17 protein-coding genes are annotated in these 19,822 nt (G+C 46.0%); 3 read left to right on the top strand and 14 right to left on the bottom strand.

From position 1 onward, the window contains the following. The first annotated feature begins 66 nt into the window (after nt 1–66). From GMA8713_RS04565 to GMA8713_RS04555, 3 genes are all read left to right on the top strand, one after another. The gene (locus tag GMA8713_RS04565) at nt 67–423 is read left to right on the top strand and encodes a YibL family ribosome-associated protein (RefSeq protein ID WP_062706192.1); all 357 of its coding nucleotides are present in this window, start codon (nt 67–69) and stop codon (nt 421–423) included. 575 nt (nt 424–998) lie between these two features. Beyond that, a complete protein-coding gene (locus tag GMA8713_RS04560) occupies nt 999–1,412 on the top strand; it encodes an OsmC family peroxiredoxin (RefSeq protein ID WP_062706189.1) in 414 nt (137 codons plus the stop codon). A gap of 127 nt (nt 1,413–1,539) precedes the next feature. Then, a complete protein-coding gene (locus tag GMA8713_RS04555) occupies nt 1,540–1,992 on the top strand; it encodes a tellurite resistance TerB family protein (RefSeq protein ID WP_062706186.1) in 453 nt (150 codons plus the stop codon). A gap of 326 nt (nt 1,993–2,318) precedes the next feature. On the opposite strand, the gene btuD is transcribed toward GMA8713_RS04555, so the two are convergent. From btuD to GMA8713_RS04485, 14 genes are all read right to left on the bottom strand, one after another. After that, nucleotides 2,319–3,074, bottom strand: coding sequence for a vitamin B12 ABC transporter ATP-binding protein BtuD (gene btuD, locus GMA8713_RS04550; RefSeq protein WP_062706182.1), 756 nt, complete (start codon nt 3,072–3,074; stop codon nt 2,319–2,321). Continuing rightward, the gene (gene btuC / locus GMA8713_RS04545) at nt 3,071–4,057 is read right to left on the bottom strand and encodes a vitamin B12 ABC transporter permease BtuC (protein ID WP_062706179.1); all 987 of its coding nucleotides are present in this window, start codon (nt 4,055–4,057) and stop codon (nt 3,071–3,073) included. The genes btuD and btuC overlap by 4 nt, the downstream gene beginning before the upstream one ends. Nucleotides 4,058–4,119: 62 nt before the next feature. Further along, nucleotides 4,120–5,193 (bottom strand): succinylglutamate desuccinylase, encoded by a 1,074-nt coding sequence (locus GMA8713_RS04540; protein WP_062706176.1) that lies wholly within the window; start codon nt 5,191–5,193, stop codon nt 4,120–4,122. Between the two features lie 187 nt (nt 5,194–5,380). Then, nucleotides 5,381–5,677, bottom strand: coding sequence for an integration host factor subunit alpha (gene ihfA, locus GMA8713_RS04535; RefSeq protein ID WP_062706172.1), 297 nt, complete (start codon nt 5,675–5,677; stop codon nt 5,381–5,383). Nucleotides 5,678–6,087: 410 nt separating this feature from the next. Further along, nucleotides 6,088–8,478 (bottom strand): phenylalanine--tRNA ligase subunit beta, encoded by a 2,391-nt coding sequence (gene pheT / locus GMA8713_RS04530; RefSeq protein WP_062706169.1) that lies wholly within the window; start codon nt 8,476–8,478, stop codon nt 6,088–6,090. A gap of 19 nt (nt 8,479–8,497) precedes the next feature. Continuing rightward, the gene (gene pheS, locus GMA8713_RS04525) at nt 8,498–9,481 is read right to left on the bottom strand and encodes a phenylalanine--tRNA ligase subunit alpha (protein ID WP_062706165.1); all 984 of its coding nucleotides are present in this window, start codon (nt 9,479–9,481) and stop codon (nt 8,498–8,500) included. 415 nt (nt 9,482–9,896) lie between these two features. Further along, entirely contained in the window at nt 9,897–11,006 is a 1,110-nt protein-coding gene (locus GMA8713_RS04520) for an ABC transporter substrate-binding protein (protein WP_084387649.1), read from the bottom strand. Nucleotides 11,007–11,152: 146 nt separating this feature from the next. Continuing rightward, the gene (locus GMA8713_RS04515; RefSeq protein WP_062706163.1) at nt 11,153–12,190 is read right to left on the bottom strand and encodes an ABC transporter permease; all 1,038 of its coding nucleotides are present in this window, start codon (nt 12,188–12,190) and stop codon (nt 11,153–11,155) included. 60 nt (nt 12,191–12,250) lie between these two features. Further along, nucleotides 12,251–13,750, bottom strand: coding sequence for a sugar ABC transporter ATP-binding protein (locus GMA8713_RS04510; protein WP_062706161.1), 1,500 nt, complete (start codon nt 13,748–13,750; stop codon nt 12,251–12,253). A gap of 630 nt (nt 13,751–14,380) precedes the next feature. Then, nucleotides 14,381–14,734, bottom strand: a complete 354-nt coding sequence (rplT, locus tag GMA8713_RS04505) for a 50S ribosomal protein L20 (protein ID WP_002540099.1) — start codon at nt 14,732–14,734, stop codon at nt 14,381–14,383. Between the two features lie 41 nt (nt 14,735–14,775). Further along, nucleotides 14,776–14,970, bottom strand: coding sequence for a 50S ribosomal protein L35 (gene rpmI / locus GMA8713_RS04500; RefSeq protein WP_002540100.1), 195 nt, complete (start codon nt 14,968–14,970; stop codon nt 14,776–14,778). A 100-nt stretch (nt 14,971–15,070) separates the two neighbouring features. Beyond that, complete coding sequence (gene infC / locus GMA8713_RS26545; RefSeq protein WP_082111321.1) at nt 15,071–15,616, bottom strand: translation initiation factor IF-3; 546 nt, start codon at nt 15,614–15,616, stop codon at nt 15,071–15,073. A gap of 3 nt (nt 15,617–15,619) precedes the next feature. Then, entirely contained in the window at nt 15,620–17,548 is a 1,929-nt protein-coding gene (gene thrS, locus GMA8713_RS04490) for a threonine--tRNA ligase (protein WP_002540102.1), read from the bottom strand. Nucleotides 17,549–17,892: 344 nt separating this feature from the next. After that, nucleotides 17,893–19,506, bottom strand: a complete 1,614-nt coding sequence (locus GMA8713_RS04485; RefSeq protein ID WP_084387648.1) for a methyl-accepting chemotaxis protein — start codon at nt 19,504–19,506, stop codon at nt 17,893–17,895. Nucleotides 19,507–19,822 lie beyond the last annotated feature (316 nt).

The raw sequence follows: 19,822 nt of genomic DNA, 5'->3' as shown, positions 1-19,822 counted from the left end.
GGGTATACCATCTTTCTTAGGCTATGGTACACTCCGCGCCCAAATCAATCTAAGTGGTCGATTACCATGAGCATTAAACAAGAACTTCAACAACTGAAAAACCGTCTGAACAAAAGCCAAGTCAAACTTGATGCCGCTAAGTCTCGTGGTGACGACGTGATGGTGACTAAATTCACTAACGACATTGAAGACTTGAATAAGAAAATCAGCCAACTGGCACACAAACAAAACTTCACCATAAACAAAGAGCGCAAAGCGCTACTTGATATGCCTTTTTCTCGTGAAATCACTAAGCAAGAACAAGCTGACATGGGTAAACTGAAGAAATCTGTTCGTGGTTTAGTTGTTGTTCACCCATTGACAAAACTCGGTAAAGAACTGAAGTTGGAAGTTGTAACAGGTTTTGCACCTAAGCAATTCTGATTTCTACCAATTGATGCCATTCTCTTTTATAAAAAAGAATGGCATCACTTAGCCAAAAACTCTCCTGACGCGCTTTCCCTTCACTAAAAACACCTCATTCCTCGTGGAATTTGCCCCGAGTTGAACGCATTGATGATCTCTGAAAAACCATCGTCAGGTTATTTGAGTAAAATTATCTTAGATAGCTCCCAACTTTATGATTTTTCAGCCGATAACTTTATGTTCCTACAACGTTTAAGAAAAATCACCTAAGTACACTACTACGTCTACGACTTTAGGATAATGTCTTTATAGTGAGAAAATAACTCCTCATAAAATATGGCGAAATAGAGCGCGTTGAGTCCAAAATCAGTTTTGTAGTGCGGTCGTCTGCCAATGCTACGTTGCGCGCCTAATGGCGCGTTTTTTTATTCCCCACCGACATATATATCCTCTCTTACCGGGCAACTTTTCATTGTTTGTTCTAAGCTCCCTGCACTGAGACAATCTAACTGCAACCTAAGGTCAGTAGGTTAAGACCCTGTAGCTGGGACAAGTTCCCGATTGACTGGGTAAATTTAAACTAGGAGAAAAAAATGCCAACACAAAAAGCCAATGCAGTATGGGAAGGTACGTTAAAGTCAGGCAAAGGCGTAATGAAATATGGTGATGTCACGGGTCCGTTCACTTTCGCTTCCCGTTTTGAGAATGGTGAAGGTACCAACCCTGAGGAGCTGTTAGGTGCAGCCCACGCTGGATGTTACTCAATGTTTCTTTCCGCCCTTCTATCGGAAAAAGGGCTAGTTCCAACCATTTCCACACAAGCCAAAGTTCACTTAGGTGATGACGATGGTCCAAAAATTACGCTTATCGAACTGGAATCTCAAGTGTCGGCTGATGGACTGGAAGACAACTTACTTCAAGAATTGGGAGCAATTGCCAAGCAAAAATGTCCTGTGTCTCGTCTGTTCACTGGTGCTGAAGTGACACTTCAATTGACCCTCGCTTAAGCTTATTGACGCTCCTTTACGGTTTCATTGAGGAGCGTCTTTCCCTCATGCTTTATAAATACGGTTTACATCACGTTTCTTTGTCGCGTACTCTTTGATAGACAGCAAATCAGGAGATGCGGCGGTTATGTTTTCAAAACTGTCTTCGATTTTAAAAGAAGTATTTTACGAAGAAGGTGGCAGCGCCACTTCAAATGAAATGCGATATCAACGCGCAATGGCAGGTCTGCTATGTGAAGTAGCTGGTGCAGATCATCAGGTAGACCCCAGGGAGGAAACGGCCAAGGTCAGTCTACTCTGCTCACTACTTGATATAGAGGAAGACGAGGCAGATACCTTGGTCGAGGATGCTAGAAAGGATAGTCATCAATCTGTTTCACTCTACGACTACACCGACAAACTGCGTCAGTTAGAGCAAAGTCAGCGGTACGATTTAGTCAAAGCGATGTGGGAGGTCGCGTATGCGGACGGCGAGCTTGATCCACTGGAGGATTCAGTAATACGTAAAACGGCAGAGCTGCTATATCTGGACCATGCTTTGTTCATAAAAGCAAAGCTAGAGGTGACTGGACAACAGTAATTGCTGTTCCTCGAAAGTCACTATCGCATACTCACCATATATACCCAAACAACCTGAAGATGCAGGATTCAGCGAGATTGACTGGCGTTGTGATCGCGGCGTTCCTTTGTAGGTGTTGTCATCTCCATCAAAAAGGAACACCAAAGAGCACGGCGTCAGTCAACTCGCCCGAAGGGAGGCCTTAAATGCGCCCACTTCTTCGTTAAATCCCACGGAAATAGAACGACTACTTCTCGTGAAATTTGCCTCGAATTGAACGCATTGAAGACCTCTGAATGCGCGCATCTTCAGGTCGTTTGGGTATACAGTTCCTATATCGCATCTTTTTAATGGTTAAGTATCAACACTTGCCCATCTACTTCCACACGGCGAAGTTGAGCACCGAATGTTTCCTCAAGAGTTTCCACATCCATTACGTCACCGGGTATGCCTTGGGCGACGATATTACCGCTTTTTAGCAATATCACCCTGTCAGCATCCGATAGCGTGCGGTTGAAGTCATGATTCGACATCACTACTGATACACCTTTATCCGCAATATTCCTGACCATTTTGTACATGACACTTTGCTGGGCGATGTCCAAAGCAGTTGCAGGCTCGTCAAGGATCAATAACTTGCCATCAGGATTAATGTCTGGCCAGATCTGTAAACATATACCGGCGAGGCGAACACGTTGCCATTCCCCGCCAGAAAGTTGTTCAATGTTGCGGTTCAGTTTGTCGGCAATGCCCAACTCTTCACAAACTTCAGCAACGGCACGCTCTACTGTTAGTGAATTCTGTTGAGAAATAGCAGATAAACTGAGGCTTAGATACTGATAAACACCAATAGCAAAAGCAGGTCTCTGCTGTTGGCTGAGATAGGCTCGCTGACGAGCAAGTGACAAGCTGTCAATATTGCGTACATCAACCCCTCCAAGCTCAACGCTTCCCTGCCCTACGGTTAGACCAGATATCAGTTCTAGAAGCGTACTTTTCCCGCTTCCATTCGGCCCTAACAGGTGAATAATCTCACCTTCATTGATACTGAAATTAAGAGGTAGCAGTCGCGTACCAAGCGCAATATCTTTTGCAATAATCATACGCGTCTTAACAACATCCAAATAAACAACGGCGCGCCGATGGTGGTCGTTACCGCACCCACTGGCAACTCGGCTTCCGCAATTGCTGTTCGGCCGATAGTATCAGCAACCAACATCAATGCAGCGCCTGCAACTGCCGAAAGCGGCAGCAAGAACTTGTTTTCTGTTCCCAGCCAAAGACGAAGAAAATGTGGAACAACAAGACCAACAAAGCCAATAACACCTGCCATGGCTACAGACGCCCCCACCAACAGACTAACCAAGAGGATCAAACGCCATCGCAGTGAGTCTGTATCGAGCCCCAATTGCTTTGCCTGGGTTTCACCTAACATCATCAGGTCTAGCCTTTTTCCTTGAAAGCAAAGCCATATCAAGGCCGGAACAACAATGGCGGTTAGTGTCAGTTGCGGCCAATGGACGCCGGACAGGCTTCCCATCAACCAATACATTAGCTGGCGCAAATTGAGATCAGAGCTGAAATAGAATGCCCAAGTCACGATAGCACTAGATAGTATTCCCAACGCCACACCAATCAACAATAATCTGGCAGTGGACATGGTTCTCTTTCTGGCCAGCATGACCAAAATTGCTGTGAAAGCCAAAGCTCCCATCATCGCAGATGCCATTAAACCATAAGGTGTGGCAAGTGTTGGAAAGAGAAATAGCACCAAAACCAAAGCCAAGCTTGCACCACCGGATATTCCCAACACTCCCGGTTCAGCCAAGGGGTTTCCGAGCAGGACTTGCAATACCCCACCAGAGACCGCCAGAGATGCGCCAATTATAATAGCGGCAATAACGCGGGGAATCCGCAGTTCAGTCAAGAGCTGCTGTTCCAGAGGAGAACTAAAAGAAATTGGAGATATCCAGATTTCACCGGCGGACAACGAAAGAAGTACACTGACAGTGAGAAGGCAAAGAGAGATGATAAGTGCTGCATGCCAGCGCCTTTCCCGGCGCTGGACAAGTTGAAATAAATGCATGGTTTCGGGTTTTGATCACAATTGCCGCCAACCATACATAGAACAGATGAAAATGAAAAGCGCTAACTTAAGGACCTGCTGTGATTGGCACTATAAGCGATAGGCCCTGGCTCCCGCTCTACGTTGACATAGAGCGGTTCCGACAGGTCTGGCTCGAATGGCTGAACCAATAGCGCTGCACGCTGACCTATAGCCACTTTTGAATTTGGGAACACCACTGCTTCACCGCCTGCAATTGCGGAAAATACAGTGCCATTTTCTTCTGCTAACTCTTCACCCTCTGCAAAATACGTAAAGTTAGCAGCGTCATCACTGAAAGCGAGGTTAAAAGCATCATCGGTTTTAGTAATAGTTCTCGTCACTTTATAGCTGGAGAACCCCTTCTCTGAAGATGGAGCGGGAAGTGCCTCACTACACATCAGCGCCACTAATGCTTCGCGTAATGGCACAAACTCCCCCATGTCGTTTTCGTAAAGGCGTGCAACACGTCCCATTTCAAACGTGGCAGCCATTGCGCCGAACTTTTCAGCGCTATACCAACTGAATGTTGATGAAGGTGTTCGACTAAGCATGACGGCATCCATATGGGATGCTTTGAGGAAACCTACAAGTGGCCTGACATCGGTCGCTTTTGAAGACGCCGGCACCACACCAAACATATAGTGTTTAGATGCCCTGATGGCGCTGTGTAAGTCAAAATGCCAAGGTTCTTCACAACCCTTTGCAAAAAAGGTCTGAACTTGTGCCTGCAGCTCATTTGCAAGCTCACATTCTTTGTTTCTGACAGGGTTTTTAACGGCAAACAAACGGTTCAAGTTTTCTTCAATGAAGCGCGTATGGGCATGAATAGCGTCTGGATGGGCGATGATGAACAGTAAGCGAGTTGTAGGCCGAAATGCTTCATCGAGAATACTGGAAACCAAGTCGTCTACAAGCTCGATAGGTGCGGTTTCGTCACCATGAATACCCGACGATACCACAATGGCTTTATCAGCCTTTGGTGGCGTGATTTCAACAACACCAATTGCGTTATGACTGACGTTAATACCGTTTGAAAGGGTTATGCTGCTAGGGATGAAATTACTGGGTGGAAATAACGTGTGCTTTAGAAAGCCCCCGGAGAGTTGACTGTCCATTTCAAGCTGTCCTTTTTATTTTATGTGCTCTTCGTATCTCGCCCCAATATACAAATTAAACACACTGATAACAAACGTAATTAGGCGACTATATAGCAATCCGACGAGGTCATCAGACCCTAACTTACAGGCAATAAAAAACCGCGGTTAAATAACCACGGTTCTTTGGAAAACTCTCGTACGACGATTAATTGTCTACTTTGGCTTTTTCGACACGCGCCTTCAGTTTTTGGCCCGGACGGAACGTAACAACACGACGTGCCGTAATAGGAATATCTTCACCCGTTTTTGGGTTACGGCCAGGGCGTTCGTTCTTGTCACGAAGGTCAAAATTTCCGAAGCCAGACAACTTAACTTGTTCGCCAGTTTCTAACGCTTTACGAACCTCTTCGAAAAACGCCTCGACAGTTTCCTTGGCGTCCCGCTTGCTCATCCCGACGTTCTCAAACAAGTTCTCAGCCAACTCGGCCTTGGTGAGCGCCATAGGTTATTCCCTCAAGAAATGTTGAACACAAATGTGATACGTCGTATCTACACCATGATTGCACTACATAAAGAATTATTCACTTGCTCCTTCGCCGGGCAGCATAATCTCTAGCAGCAACTTACAAATAGTGTAAGCCAACTGGCTGATTTGCGCCAACTTTTTTCCATATCAATATTTGGAACAATGCTCTGTTTGTGAGCTTTTCATTCTTAAACTATGCATAAAAACTGAGACATACCATTGCGAATATAATCATTAAGTAATGTTTTTACTGGGGTTTTAATCGTTTACTTGACACAACAAGTTAAGATTATGATAAAACACAGATTTATCAGAACAATATGTGTTAGAACTTTTAGACATAAAAAAAGCAGCCACATGGCTGCTTTTTATTAACATCTTTGTAATTAGTCGCGAAGATGCGCACCAAACTTGTCACCAAGCAGAGCGACAACCGATGCAACCGCCTCAGAAATATCACTTTCTTCCAGTGTACGCTCAGTGGATTGCAGGCTCAAAGCGATAGCCAAACTCTTCTTGCCTTCTTCTACGCCCTTGCCCTTGTAAAGGTCAAACAGCTTAGAACCAGTGATCAGTGCATTATCGGTTTCCAAACAAGCACGAACCACAGCCTCTGACTCAACGGCGTCAGAAACAATCACAGCGATGTCACGGCGGTTAGCCGGGAACTTGGAGATAACAACCGCTTCTGGAATGACTCGAGTGTTAATCGCTGACCATTCGATTTCGAATACGATGGTGCGGCCGTTCAGGCCAAACTTACACTCAAGTTCTGGATGAACCGTACCGATGTAGCCCACGACTTTGCCATCGACTTCAATTGCTGCTGATTGACCGGGGTGCAGTGCAGGGTGTTTCGCCGCTTTAAAGCTGTAGTTGAGTTCGTTAGAAGTCAGCTCCAGAATCGCTTCCAGATCACCTTTCAGGTCGAAGAAATCCACTGTGTTAGTGGCAATATCCCAGTGCTCTTCAGAACGAGGACCTGCAATCACCCCTGCCAGCATCATTTCTTGCAACATGCCGTTCTCAGCACCTTCTGCAGGGATAAAACGTAGGCCAGCTTCAAACAGACGAACGCGCGGCTGCTGTCGCTTCTGGTTGTAAGCAACAGTGTTCAACAGGCCAGTCCAAAGACTCAGGCGCATGGCTGACATATCTGCAGAGATTGGGTTAGGCAGAACCAAAGGCTCTACATCTGGCACAATCAGCTTCTGTTGGTTTGGCTCGACGAAGCTGTAAGTAATCGCTTCGAGATAACCACGGTCAACCAATAGATCACGAACACGCTTCAGAGACTGATTGGCTTCTTTGTGCTCGTTCATGTTCAGAGACGCAATTGGTGCTTGGTTTGGAATGTTGTCGTAACCGTAGATACGGCCAACTTCTTCAATCAAGTCTTGCTCAATCGCCATGTCGAAACGCCAAGACGGTGCTTTCGCAGACCAGCCTTGTTCACTCGTTTCAACTTCGCAGCCCAGGCGGCTCAGGATTTCCACTACATCTTCGGAAGAAATGTGGTGGCCCAGCAGATTGTCCAGCTTGGTGCGACGCAGCGCAATAGTGTTCGCCTTAGGCAGGTGTTCGTCAGACTCCTGACCCACGATCTCCCCTGCTTCACCGCCACAGATTTCGATAAGCAGCTGAGTAGCACGCTCCATCGCGTAGTTTTGCAGTGTTGAATCAACACCACGTTCAAAGCGGTGTGAAGAATCAGTGTGTAGGCCGTAGTTGCGCGCGCGGCCGCGGATAGCGTCTGGTGCAAAGAATGCCGCTTCTAGCAGAACGTCGGTCGTGGTTTCCGCGTTTACGCCAGAATCCTGACCGCCAAAGATACCAGCAATAGCCAGCGCCCTGTTGTGGTCAGCGATAACCAGTGTATTTTCGCTCAGTTCAGCTTCATTACCATCCAACAAAACCAGTTTTTCACCTGGTTTCGCCATACGTGCAACAATACCACCTTCGATCTTCGCCAGATCGAATGCGTGCATTGGCTGACCTTGCTCCAGCATCACGTAGTTGGTGATGTCTACAATTGGGTCGATAGAACGGATACCGCTACGACGCAGTTTTTCCTGCATCCACAGTGGCGTGGCCGCTTTAACGTTCACGTTGCGAACCACACGACCCAGATAACGTGGACACGCTGCTGGCGCTTCGATGGCAACAGAGATTTTGTCGTCGATTGCCGGAGTGACTTTCTCGAACGTTGGCTGACATACTTCAGCACGGTTCAGAACGCCCACTTCACGTGCCAGACCTTTGATGCTCAGACAGTCTGCACGGTTTGCAGTCAGATCCACATCAATAGTCACATCGTTCAGCTTCAGGAACTCACGGAAGTCGGTACCGATCACTGCATCCGCAGGCAGCTCGATGATGCCGTTTGATTCAACATCAATGCCCAGCTCGGAGAACGAACACAGCATGCCGTGAGAAGGCTGACCACGCAGTTTCGCTTTCTTAATTTTGAAGTCGCCTGGCAACACAGCGCCAACAGTCGCTACGGCTACTTTCAGGCCAAGACGGCAGTTCGGTGCACCACAAACGATGTCCAGCAGTTCTTCGCCGCCAACGTTCACTTTGGTGACACTCAGTTTGTCTGCATCAGGGTGCTGGCCACACTCAACCACCTCACCAACAACAACGCCGGTAAAATCACCTGCAACGGCTTCAATGTCGTCTACTTCCAGACCCGCCATGGTGATTTGGTGTGCCAGTTCTTCGCTGTTTACTGCAGGATTAACCCACTCGCGAAGCCAGGATTCACTGAATTTCATTTATCAATTACCCCAATGCTTACTTGAATTGTTTCAGGAAACGCAGATCGTTCTCGAAGAACGCACGCAGGTCATTTACGCCGTAGCGCAGCATGGTCAAGCGCTCTACGCCCATACCGAATGCGAAACCTGAGTATTTTTCTGGGTCAATGCCAACAGAACGCAGTACGTTCGGGTGAACCATACCGCAGCCCAGTACTTCCAACCATTTACCGTTTTTGCCTTTAACATCAACTTCTGCTGAAGGCTCGGTGAATGGGAAGTATGAAGGACGGAAACGTACTTCCAGATCTTCTTCGAAGAAGTTACACAGGAAGTCGTGCAGGATACCTTTCAGCTGTGCAAAGTTTACGTTTTCGTCAACCAGCATACCCTCGACCTGATGGAACATTGGGGTGTGAGTCTGGTCGTAGTCGTTACGGTAAACACGGCCCGGTGCGATAAAGCGCAGTGGCGGCTGGTTGGTTTCCATCGTACGGATTTGAACACCTGAAGTGTGCGTACGCAGCATCAGATCAGGGTTAAAGAAGAAAGTGTCGTGATCAGTACGTGCTGGGTGATCTTCCGCAATGTTCAGTGCATCGAAGTTATGGAATGCGTCTTCGATTTCTGGGCCAGTTTGAACGCTAAAGCCAAGCTCACCAAAGAAGCTTTCGATACGTTCGATAGTGCGGGTCACTGGGTGAATACCACCGTTTTCGATACGACGCCCCGGCAGAGTCACATCAATGGTCTCAGCAGCCAGTTTTGCTTCAAGCTCTGCACTTTCCAGTGCAACTTTACGCTCGGTCAGCGCTTGTTGAACTGCTTGCTTTGCTTTGTTGATGCTTGCACCCGCTTCACGGCGCTCTTCCGGCGGAAGTTTACCCAACTGCTGAAGCTGGAGGGTTAGCTCGCCTTTTTTGCCCAGGTACTTAACACGTACCTCATCCAGAGCCGCAACTGAATCAACTGCTTCGATAGCAGCCGTTGCGTTGGATAGAATCTCTTCTAGTTGTTGCATCGTTTCCTCATCTGCCTGTCCAGACAGTGTCCTACGGGGGAGTAAAAGATATACCAATTCTCGTAGCAGAATCCGTCTTTCCAGTACGAATTCGCATCGGCAGATCACGCTCTGAGAATTGGTATAAGACGTAACGATACATAGTAATTAAACCGCGGCTTAAATCCAATCTGAAATACACGATAAGTGCCTGTCATGCCTATTTCATCGCCATATTTATTTATGAGATTGGACTTTATGGAGGAAGATTGTGAATTGTTGTAACGCCTAAGCAATTTTCTTGCTTGAATGATTCCTTAAGTTTCATTCAAAAGTGGAGTTGAAGTGCATGCAACAACTAGGCATCGCATAAATTAAGCATTTTAAGTTTGGTTAAGAGAACCACCTGCTAAGCAGATGGTTCTCCTATTAAGGGTTAATTAACACCCCAAATCTTTTTGTACGCATCTTGGTAGCCGTTTTCAGGATCGTATACGTTTCTGTCACCACCATCAAATGCAATATTCTCCTTGGTGACAAGGTGCACTGGCGTAACGTATCCCGATGGCGCCTCTCCTGCTAATGCACGATTGACTTCATCAAGGATCTGCCATCCGTGAAGGCGAAGTGGTTCAGGTACAGTTGCGGCTTGAGAATTACCCTCTCTAATCCTTTGAAAAGCGGAGACTGAGCCATCACCAGCAGAAATATTGTAAGGTGCATCTACGCCGCCTTTACCAGCCGTTTTCAAAGACGCAGCCATAAAGTCAAAGTAAAGGTCATTAATCCCGAGTGCATATTCGAAATCGTCGCCATATTTTTGAAGTAAACTAAAGGTCATTGCTGGCATACGATTTGAAGTGTCAGATAGCGGTGTGTCAATAAACTCAACCACTTCACATTTCTCACATTGTTCGATAACAGCTTTCATTGCATTCGCTTTATCAAGGGCTATCTGATAGAGCGAGTCAGTAAAGAAAATCGCCTTCGCTTTCCCTTCCGACTCTGCAACTGCATACATCGCAGCAATTTTTGCAACGTCTTGTGAATCTGACGTCACGTTATAAAACATGTCAAACTCGGGAACTGGGCCAGGGTCAGTCACCGCATGCCAGCCAACTAAAACAATATCCTGTTTTCTTGCCTTTTTTAAAGGAAATTTTGCAACATTCGGGTTCCAGCCACCCACGATAATCGCATGAGGTTTTTTCGCTATAGCTTGGTTTAGCGCAGCTAGTTGATCTTTTACCGAGCCAGCTCCGTCAAAAACATCCAGTTTCCAACCAGCAGCTTTTGCTGCTTCCTCTAAACCATCTTTCACACCCAAAACACCACCATTCTTCATGTCAGAGGCAATGTATACAATGTACTTATCTTTTTGCAGTGATGGACCTGTTGTTGGGCCAGTCCAAGGTGCATTGGGTGCTGTTGCTTTTTCTACAATCTCCTTCGCATTGTCTACGAAAGTATCAGCTGACGCCTGCCAAGGGATATAACCAAGAGATATGCATAACGCTAAAGCAACTGACTTTCTAAGGCTTACCATAACTTACTCCTTTCGTTTGGATTACCATTTTTTAGTGAAATGATGGATGTTTGGACTATGCCTACTGCATCCATCAACAGCATCTATAGATAACGTCATTCAACATCACGATTCCTCGTCTTGGGTATGGGGAACCTTGCCGAACGCTACCCTTTCTTTGGTTTTTTCCGACTACTCATTCTGCGGCGTTGGGCATAACCCGCCAAAGAAATCGATAACAACAAAGTTGCCCCGTTAAAAAGCGGTTCAACCCAAAATGCACCGCCAAATTGCTGGATACCCGCAATACCAATGGCCAGAATGCTTATTCCAATAACAGTTCCCCAGACGTTAACCCGCCCTGGACGGATAGTTGTTGAACCGAGAAATGCCCCCACTAAAGATGGCAACAGGAAATCTAAACCAACGCTTGCCTGTCCAACGCCCTGCTCTGCCGCTACTAAAACACCCGTGAAACCAGTAAGTAGGCCAGAGCCAACAAAGGCGCCGATCACATAACGGTTAACCGAGATGCCATTTAATCTAGCGGCAGTAGGATTACCACCTACTGCATACATGCAACGACCAACGGGTGTTCTTTCAGTCAATAGCCACAGAATGATTGCAGCCGCAACTACATAAAATGCTGGGAGAGGAATGGAAAAAAGCTCGGTATGGTGCAGTGCATAAAAGCTGTCAGGCAAATCAGCGACGATCTGCCTACCTCCTGAATACCATAGTGCAATTGCATAAATGACAGTTCCAGAGCCCAACGTAGCAACAAAGCTATCTATGTCCGCTAAAGCAACAAGCAAACCATTAAGAAAGCCATATAGCGCTGATGCCGCTAATACAACCAACATGGCAGCCTGCCAAGACAATCCATGTTCATGTTGAAGGTTAATTGCGAGTATGTGCCAAAGAACGATACCGAAGCCCACATTTAAATCTATCTTTCCAACGATCATGGTGATTGTTGCTGCTAGCGCCAACAGGGCAATCTTTGATTTGCTTGCCAAGATAGCCTGAACGGTTAGCATTGAAGCAAAAGAAGGGGTCAATGCAGAGAAAAGTAAAACCATCAGAATACAAAGAAAAAACAGCCCGTATCGTGTCATTCCCTGTAGGCTCCAAGCTGCGAATCCATCTTGAGCGATATTGACGTTCGACTCCAAAGCTGTAGATTTTATTGATGTTTTAGACATAACACTTTTAATCCTTTATACGTGTCAACGATGTTTAAGCCTTGTTATTCAGGTTGGGTTTTAAGCGCTGCCCATAGACATCGCCAGCAAATTTGAAAACGAAACGTCACTCTCCGTGAGTTCGCCAACAACTCTACCCCGCTCAAACACCAATGCCCGACGACATATCTTCGATACCTCCTCCAGATCGGAAGAGATAACAATGACAGAAATACCCTGCTCCAGCGCTTTGTCTAAAAGGTCATAAATCTCTGACCTAGCTCCAACATCCACGCCTGTCGTTGGGTCTTCTAAGATGAGCAACGGATTTTCAAGGTCCATCCACCTTGCAATAACGACTTTTTGTGCATTTCCACCCGACAACGCACTGACTTCTATGTCGACATCCTTTGGGCGAATATCAAAAAGCTGCACTTTCCACCACGCCTTGCCTATTTCCTCTTTACCGCCGTAAAAACCGATAGCGCTATCAGACGTTAGTGCCGGATTAACAAAGAGGTTCTCACGGACAGACATAGAGGGAATTAAGCACTCGTTATTCCTGTCACCTGCGACTAAGGAAATACCATTAGAAATGGCTTTCAACGGGTCAGAAGGGACGTAATCCTTACCGTTGAAAAAGATGTGTCCACCTTCATAAGAACATTCACCAAATAGGCCCCGACCGATGTCTTCTTGGCCAGCCCCACGAAGCCCGACCAAGGCTATCATTTCTCCTTTCCTTAACGAGAAAGACACTGGGCCTGTATTTCCAAATACCACATTGGTGCAAGTGAGCGTTGTAGGAGAGTTTGGCGCGCAATGGTGTGGTACACGCTCTTTTGTTTCTTCACCAACGATTAAATGAACAAGCTGGCGTATATCATAGTCTTTGGCATTACCAACCTCTATGCGGTTACCATCACGCATGACGCATATCTTGTCCGCAATTTCGACGACCTCATCAAGCCTGTGTGTAACATAAATCATGCCCACTCCCTCATCCCGTAATCTATTGATAACGCGAAAGAGATGTTGGACGTCATCCGCAGGGAGACTGGCCGTTGGCTCATCAAGTACGAGAATTTTTGCATTCACTGCAATAGCCCTCGCAATTGCGAGAAGTGACTTTTCTGTTCTCGAAAGGTCAAAGACTCTAGCTTCTGGGTCAATAGAAATGCCGGCATTTGCCAAAGCATCAGAGGCAACGATGTTAAGTTTTCCCCAGTCAATGAAACCTAGCTTCTTGGGAAAGCCCATCACTAAAGCCATATTTTCAGCAACGGTCATCCATTCGACGAGACCAAGATCCTGATGAATAAACGCGATAGGTTGTGATTTCTCATTAATAAGAGATCGCGCAGAAGAAATTCTTTCTCCTTCCCATCGAATAGTTCCATGATCGGCCTTATAAACGCCAGCCAAAATCTTTATGATAGTGGACTTACCAGCGCCATTTTCTCCAAGCAGCGCAACAACTTCACCTCGGTCTATGTCTAATGACACGCTCTTGACCGCGTGGTTACCTCCAAATCGTTTATCAACGTTTTGAAGCTGAAGTAATGGTACAGCTGTGGTCATCGTTCCTCCTTCGACACCAGTGCAATTCTAAACTGGTATTTATTAAGTACCAGTAGTCTAGTCTAGTTATGATCACCTAGTCTCTTTGGATTTTGATAACACATCTAAAATCTCATAATTAAAACATCTTTAAGTTTGGAGCAATAAAGACATTACGTAATTATATTCATATATAACAACATCTTATATTCATTTCTTGTCACTTAAAGATGAAGTATAGACGAGGACGCGCGCATGGCTTAATAACAATATTTTACTCTCGTATGTAATCCCGCAGAAATTTGGCCTAGTATTCATACCAGTTTCAAGTCAAATATCTAGATATCTGGTCAACATTTTCATGAAAACTAATCTTAGACTTCTATCCTGCGGACGATAGTGAAAAATGAGAAGGCAACACTGTGTATTGAAATGCTTAAAAGCCTTGAAAGATGAAACTAATTTTGCCTAAACCATCGGACAGCAATGCGAACGATAAGAGTTCTAAATAGCTGGATAGTGCATGAACAAACGACCTGAAGTTGCTGCATTCACGCATCTTGAGGGGGGTGGATATATCGCTGGTAGGAAAAAAGAAAGAAAAAGGGGAGCCTAAGCTCCCCTTTCTCACAAAGTCTATTCTGTAATAAATTACAGAGCAGCTTTCGCTTTCTCTACCAAAACAGAGAATGCAGCTTTGTCGAATACAGCGATATCAGCCAGGATCTTACGATCGATTTCGATAGACGCTTTCTTCAGACCGTTGATGAAACGGCTGTAAGACATACCGTTTTGACGAGCCGCAGCGTTGATACGTGCAATCCACAGTTGACGGAATTGACGTTTCTTCTGACGACGGTCACGGTAAGCGTATTGACCAGCTTTGGTTACTGCTTGGAAAGCTACGCGGTAAACACGTGAACGTGCACCGTAGTAACCTTTAGCTTGTTTCAGAACTTTCTTATGACGTGCACGAGCTTGTACACCACGTTTTACGCGAGGCATTATGTCTCTCCTAAACTAATTCGTTAAAAATACTAAGAAAATTATGCGTATGGAAGCATACGCGCAACTGCACCCATTTCGCACTTAGGCAGAATTGAGTTAGGACGCAGTTGACGTTTGTTCTTAGTAGTACGCTTAGTCAGGATGTGACGCTTAGTTGCGTGCTTGAACTTGAAACCGCCACCAGTTTTCTTGAAACGCTTAGCAGCGCCTTTGTTTGCTTTCATCTTAGGCATGATGAATAACTCCGCATTGTATGCAATTAATAACAGTGTAATTTGGCGAACAAAGAGGCTATGCCCGAAGGCATAGCCTCTCGTTACTTGTATGCCGAAATTACTTCTTCTTAGGGGCAAGAACCATGATCATTTGACGACCTTCAATTCTTGAAGGGAAACTTTCTACTGAAGCGATTTCAGCAGTGTCTTCCTTCAGTCGGTTCAGAACGTCAACACCGATATCCTGGTGCGCCATTTCGCGACCACGGAAACGGATAGTAACCTTGACCTTGTTACCCTCTTCAATAAAGCGAACCAGGTTGCGTAGTTTTACCTGATAGTCGCCAATATCGGTTCCAGGACGGAATTTAACTTCCTTGATCTGGACAATCTTTTGCTTTTTCTTCTGCTCTTTCGCAGCCTTACTCTTTTCGTAGATGAACTTACCGTAGTCCATCACACGACATACTGGCGGCTCGGCATTAGGGCTAATTTCTACCAGATCAACACCAGCATCTTCTGCCGCTTTAATCGCTTCATCATATGAAACAATACCAAGCTGATCACCATCAATACCAGTCAGACGTACTTCACGCAGACCACGAAGTTCTTCGTTAAGACGGTGAGCATTTTGTTTAGCCGGGACTTTTCTTGCGCCTTTAATACCTTAATCCTCCAAAATATTAAGAGTTCGGGTGCGAACTTCGTTCTCGAGCAGAGAAACGAATTCGTCAATTTTATATTTACCCAAGTCTTTACCTTTGCGTGTACGTACCGCGATTTCGCCAGCTTCCATTTCCTGGTCGCCACAAACCAACATATAAGGTACGCGCTTCAAAGTGTGTTCGCGGATTTTAAAGCCAATCTTCTCGTTTCTCAAGTCTGCAGACGCTCTAAATCCTGCTTTTTGCAGTTTTTTCGCTACTTCCTGAACATATTCCGCTTGATTGTCGGTAATGTTCATCACTACAGCTTGTTGTGGAGCTAACCAGCTTGGGAAATGACCCGCGTATTCTTCAATCAGAATACCGATAAAACGTTCCAGTGAACCCAGAATTGCACGGTGAATCATCACAGGGGTGTGACGTTCGTTGTCTTCGCCAACGTACGTTGCGCCCAAACGCTCAGGCAGAGCAAAATCGAGCTGCACAGTACCACACTGCCACGCACGATCCAAACAGTCATGCAAAGTAAATTCAATCTTAGGACCGTAGAATGCACCCTCGCCTTCCAGAATCTCGAACTTAATGTCCATAGATTCCAGTGCTTCAGCCAGTGCTTTCTCAGCGCGATCCCACATTTCATCAGAACCTACACGCATTTCAGGACGGGTAGACAGCTTAACCACGATCTCGTCGAAACCGAAAGTCTGGTAAGTGTCGTAAACCATCTTGATACAAGACGTCACTTCCTGTTGCACCTGCTCTGGGGTACAGAAAATGTGTGCGTCATCTTGCGTGAAACCACGAACACGCATCAGGCCGTGCAGCGCGCCTGATGGCTCGTTACGGTGACAGCTGCCGAATTCAGCCATACGCAGTGGCAGGTCACGGTAAGATTTCAAACCTTGGTTGAAGATCTGAACGTGGCCAGGGCAGTTCATTGGCTTCAGTGCGTATTCACGGTTCTCAGATTGAGTGGTGAACATGTAGTCGGCGTACTTGTCCCAGTGACCAGAACGTTCCCACAGAACACGGTCCATGATCAGCGGACCTTTCACTTCTTGGTAATCGTATTCGTTCAGTTTTGCACGAACAAAAGTTTCCAGTTCACGGAAAACAACCCAACCGTTGTGATGCCAGAACACCATACCCGGTGCTTCTTGTTGCATGTGGTAAAGGTCAAGCTGCTTGCCCAGTTTACGGTGGTCACGTTTTGCGGCTTCTTCCAAACGCTGCAGGTGAGCTTTCAGTTCTTTCTTGTCGTTGAAAGCCGTGCCGTAGATACGTTGCAGCATCTTGTTATCGCTGTTACCGCGCCAGTATGCACCAGCAACGTTCAGGATTTTAAAGTTTTGGCAGAAACCCATGTGCGGTACATGCGGACCACGACACATGTCGATGTATTCTTCGTGATGGTAAAGGCCTGGACGATCATCGCGAGATACATTTTCATCCAGAATTTCCATTTTGTACGGTTCGCCACGTGATTCAAAAGCATCACGCGCTTCCTGCCAGCTCACGTTCTTCTTGATCACCTGGTATTTGGTTTTCGCCAAATCCTTCATGCGCTTTTCAATCGCATCCAGGTCTTCTTGAGTCAGAGAACGGTCAAGGTCAACGTCGTAATAGAAACCGCTGTCGATGGTTGGACCGATCGCCATTTTCACGTCAGGGAAAAGCTGCTTAATCGCATGACCCAGCAAGTGAGCACAAGAGTGGCGAATGATCTCAAGACCGTCTTCGTCTTTTGCGGTGATGATTTCCAGATTCGCGTCGTTTTCAATCAGGTCGCACGCATCAACGCGTTGACCGTTAACACGACCCGCGATACATGCTTTAGCAAGACCTGGACCAATGTCCGCAGCGACATCATAAGTAGAGACAGGGTTGTCGAATGAACGTTGACTACCGTCAGGAAGAGTGATTACAGGCATTATTTCGTCCTATCTTACAGTGGTGCTACACACGAAGTAGCACTTGCTTAAAGTTTTCTCATTAATAGCAATGCATTATGGATAATGAGTCTTTGGGAAAGTTCTGACAGTACAAATTTTGGTACAAATCAAAATGTGTGTACGAGAACAGAAGGAGGATTGTAACTGTGTGGAGGAATAACGCAATACCAAGAGCTCGCTTAGAGAAACAGATAGTCCCATCGATTACCGTCTGTCAAAGAGCCTTAATGCCATGCTGAACAGAATCTTCCAACATCTACAAGATCTACAAGCATCAACGCCCGAAAACAGACGGTGTAATGAATATACTTTTTATGTAAATGCTAAACCGTAAACCGTGAAACAAGGCCGTTCAGCTCATTGGCATACCCATTGAGTGTTGCACTGCCTTGTCGGTTTTGGTTCGCTAAGTCAGCTGATAGAGAGCTCTTATCAGAGATAACCACAATACGTTCTGAAATCTCTTGGCCAACAATACTTTGTTCCTCGGTTGCCGTTGCTTTCAAAGCATTCATATCCAGAATAGTGCCGACTGAGTCTTCTATCCTTCCAATGGCTTCTCTGGCTTTTTCTGCCTCGCTGACTGTCTCTCCTCCTCTTGTCTGGCTCGATTCCATCGCGTTTACAGCAGAATCAGATGCCTGTTTCAGTGACTGAATCATTTCATGGATTTCCCCAGCACTGGTCTGTGTTCGGCTCGCAAGCGTTCGCACCTCATCGGCCACAACAGCAAAGCCCCTACCCTGTTCACCTGCCCTCGCCGCCTCAATCGCTGTATTGAGAGCCAGAAGGTTAGTTTGTTCAGCGATATCCTGAATCACAGATAGGGAAGATGTAATGTTCTTTACGCTTCCTTCCAGTTGCGACATGACATTGCTGGCGTGTGACAGTTCTTCGGCGAGCTTTTCTACTGAGTTCACCGCGTTACCGACAATCATTGCAGCATCTTTCGCGTTGATATCAGCATCTTTTGCCGATTCGGCTGCGTGATTTGCATTGTTTGATATTTCAATCGCCGTCGTTGTCATTTCCGTCATTGCCGTCGCGATTTGCTCTGTTTCTTGTCTTTGTTCCAGCGCAGAGTCATCAACCTGTTTAGCCCTGTCCTTGATTGAATCAGTTTCAGCAACCACGTTCAGGCTTACCTCATTCACACTCGTAATGATATCCTGGAGACTGGCCACGAACTTGTTGAAGTTTGCACTGAGCCTTGCGAACTCAGGAATAGTGAAAGGTTGCACTCTTGCTGTCAGATCAGCTTCGCCTTCTGCGAACGATTGGATAGAGTCATCAAACATTCGCAGCGGATTGATAATGGTCCTAGAAATAAAGATGGCAACAATCATTGATAATAACAGAATTGCTACAGACAACGCAGTGACTTTAATTAACCCTTCTTGCATCAGGGCTTGTGCCTTTTCATCCATCAAACTGATTTGAAGATCAACATCGTCGGTGTAGAAGCCTGTTCCAAGAACAATATCCCACTCAGGTAAGTACGTTGAAAGGCTAAGCTTTGGCAAAGGTTTTTCTTCGTTTAGTTTAGGCCTATGATAGGTCGTAAAAGCACCTGTTTTGGCATTTTTGATAAGGTCCCTAACGTGGTAATTACCTTTCGTATCTTGAGCATCGTAGAAGTTTTTTCCAATCCCCTTGCCTGTGTCCCCTAAAAATAAACGGTTCCCTTTAGAGTCCAAACCAAACATGTAACCGCTTTCACCAAAGTTAATGGATTGAAGAACAGATACCACCTCTTCGCGAGACGCGTCTCTGGCTTTTAGAGGTGCAATGGCAGAAGTAGCCACATCTAAATATGATGAAAGCTCTTGTTTCTTTTGCTCCATAAGTCCTTCGTGAGTGACTTTGATTTGCGATGCCGTGAGGGCAGTCGTTTCAAAATAAATGGCTGCATATTTCGGAGCATTCCGATCAGTCATTTCGGGATTATCCGATCACCCATTTCGGTTTAAACCGATCACTGATTCCGCGATTATCCGATCACTTTTAGCCTCACTCCGAAATCGGTGATCGGAATAGCGAAAACCGTGATCGGAATGCCCGAAATCCTCCATTTTTCTCTTTTAAATCAATCGCTCGCTATCCTTACCCTTCTCACAGTGATGGTTAGGACGCGGCAATGGCAAAAAAGAGAACCCCTATGAACAAAATCAAAGAGGTGTTACGCCTCAAATTCGACTGCGGCCTGTCGCATCGCAACATCGCGCTCTGCCTCAATCTTGGTGTTGCCACCGT

This window comes from Grimontia marina, assembly GCF_900060185.1.
Lineage (GTDB): Bacteria > Pseudomonadota > Gammaproteobacteria > Enterobacterales > Vibrionaceae > Enterovibrio > Enterovibrio marinus.
Note: the sequence above shows the minus strand (reverse complement) of the source record. Positions and strands in the feature narration are given on the sequence as shown.

Bases quoted from the DNA above. Each gene is read 5' to 3' on its own strand.
- GMA8713_RS04565 (WP_062706192.1), top strand. From the start codon at position 67: ATGAGCATTAAACAAGAACTTCAACAACTGAAAAACCGTCTGAACAAA.
- GMA8713_RS04560 (WP_062706189.1), top strand. From the start codon at position 999: ATGCCAACACAAAAAGCCAATGCAGTATGGGAAGGTACGTTAAAGTCA.
- GMA8713_RS04555 (WP_062706186.1), top strand. From the start codon at position 1,540: ATGTTTTCAAAACTGTCTTCGATTTTAAAAGAAGTATTTTACGAAGAA.
- btuD (WP_062706182.1), bottom strand. From the start codon at position 3,074: ATGATTATTGCAAAAGATATTGCGCTTGGTACGCGACTGCTACCTCTT.
- btuC (WP_062706179.1), bottom strand. From the start codon at position 4,057: ATGCATTTATTTCAACTTGTCCAGCGCCGGGAAAGGCGCTGGCATGCA.
- GMA8713_RS04540 (WP_062706176.1), bottom strand. From the start codon at position 5,193: ATGGACAGTCAACTCTCCGGGGGCTTTCTAAAGCACACGTTATTTCCA.
- ihfA (WP_062706172.1), bottom strand. From the start codon at position 5,677: ATGGCGCTCACCAAGGCCGAGTTGGCTGAGAACTTGTTTGAGAACGTC.
- pheT (WP_062706169.1), bottom strand. From the start codon at position 8,478: ATGAAATTCAGTGAATCCTGGCTTCGCGAGTGGGTTAATCCTGCAGTA.
- pheS (WP_062706165.1), bottom strand. From the start codon at position 9,481: ATGCAACAACTAGAAGAGATTCTATCCAACGCAACGGCTGCTATCGAA.
- GMA8713_RS04520 (WP_084387649.1), bottom strand. From the start codon at position 11,006: ATGGTAAGCCTTAGAAAGTCAGTTGCTTTAGCGTTATGCATATCTCTT.
- GMA8713_RS04515 (WP_062706163.1), bottom strand. From the start codon at position 12,190: ATGTCTAAAACATCAATAAAATCTACAGCTTTGGAGTCGAACGTCAAT.
- GMA8713_RS04510 (WP_062706161.1), bottom strand. From the start codon at position 13,750: ATGACCACAGCTGTACCATTACTTCAGCTTCAAAACGTTGATAAACGA.
- rplT (WP_002540099.1), bottom strand. From the start codon at position 14,734: ATGCCTCGCGTAAAACGTGGTGTACAAGCTCGTGCACGTCATAAGAAA.
- rpmI (WP_002540100.1), bottom strand. From the start codon at position 14,970: ATGCCTAAGATGAAAGCAAACAAAGGCGCTGCTAAGCGTTTCAAGAAA.
- thrS (WP_002540102.1), bottom strand. From the start codon at position 17,548: ATGCCTGTAATCACTCTTCCTGACGGTAGTCAACGTTCATTCGACAAC.
- GMA8713_RS04485 (WP_084387648.1), bottom strand. From the start codon at position 19,506: ATGACTGATCGGAATGCTCCGAAATATGCAGCCATTTATTTTGAAACG.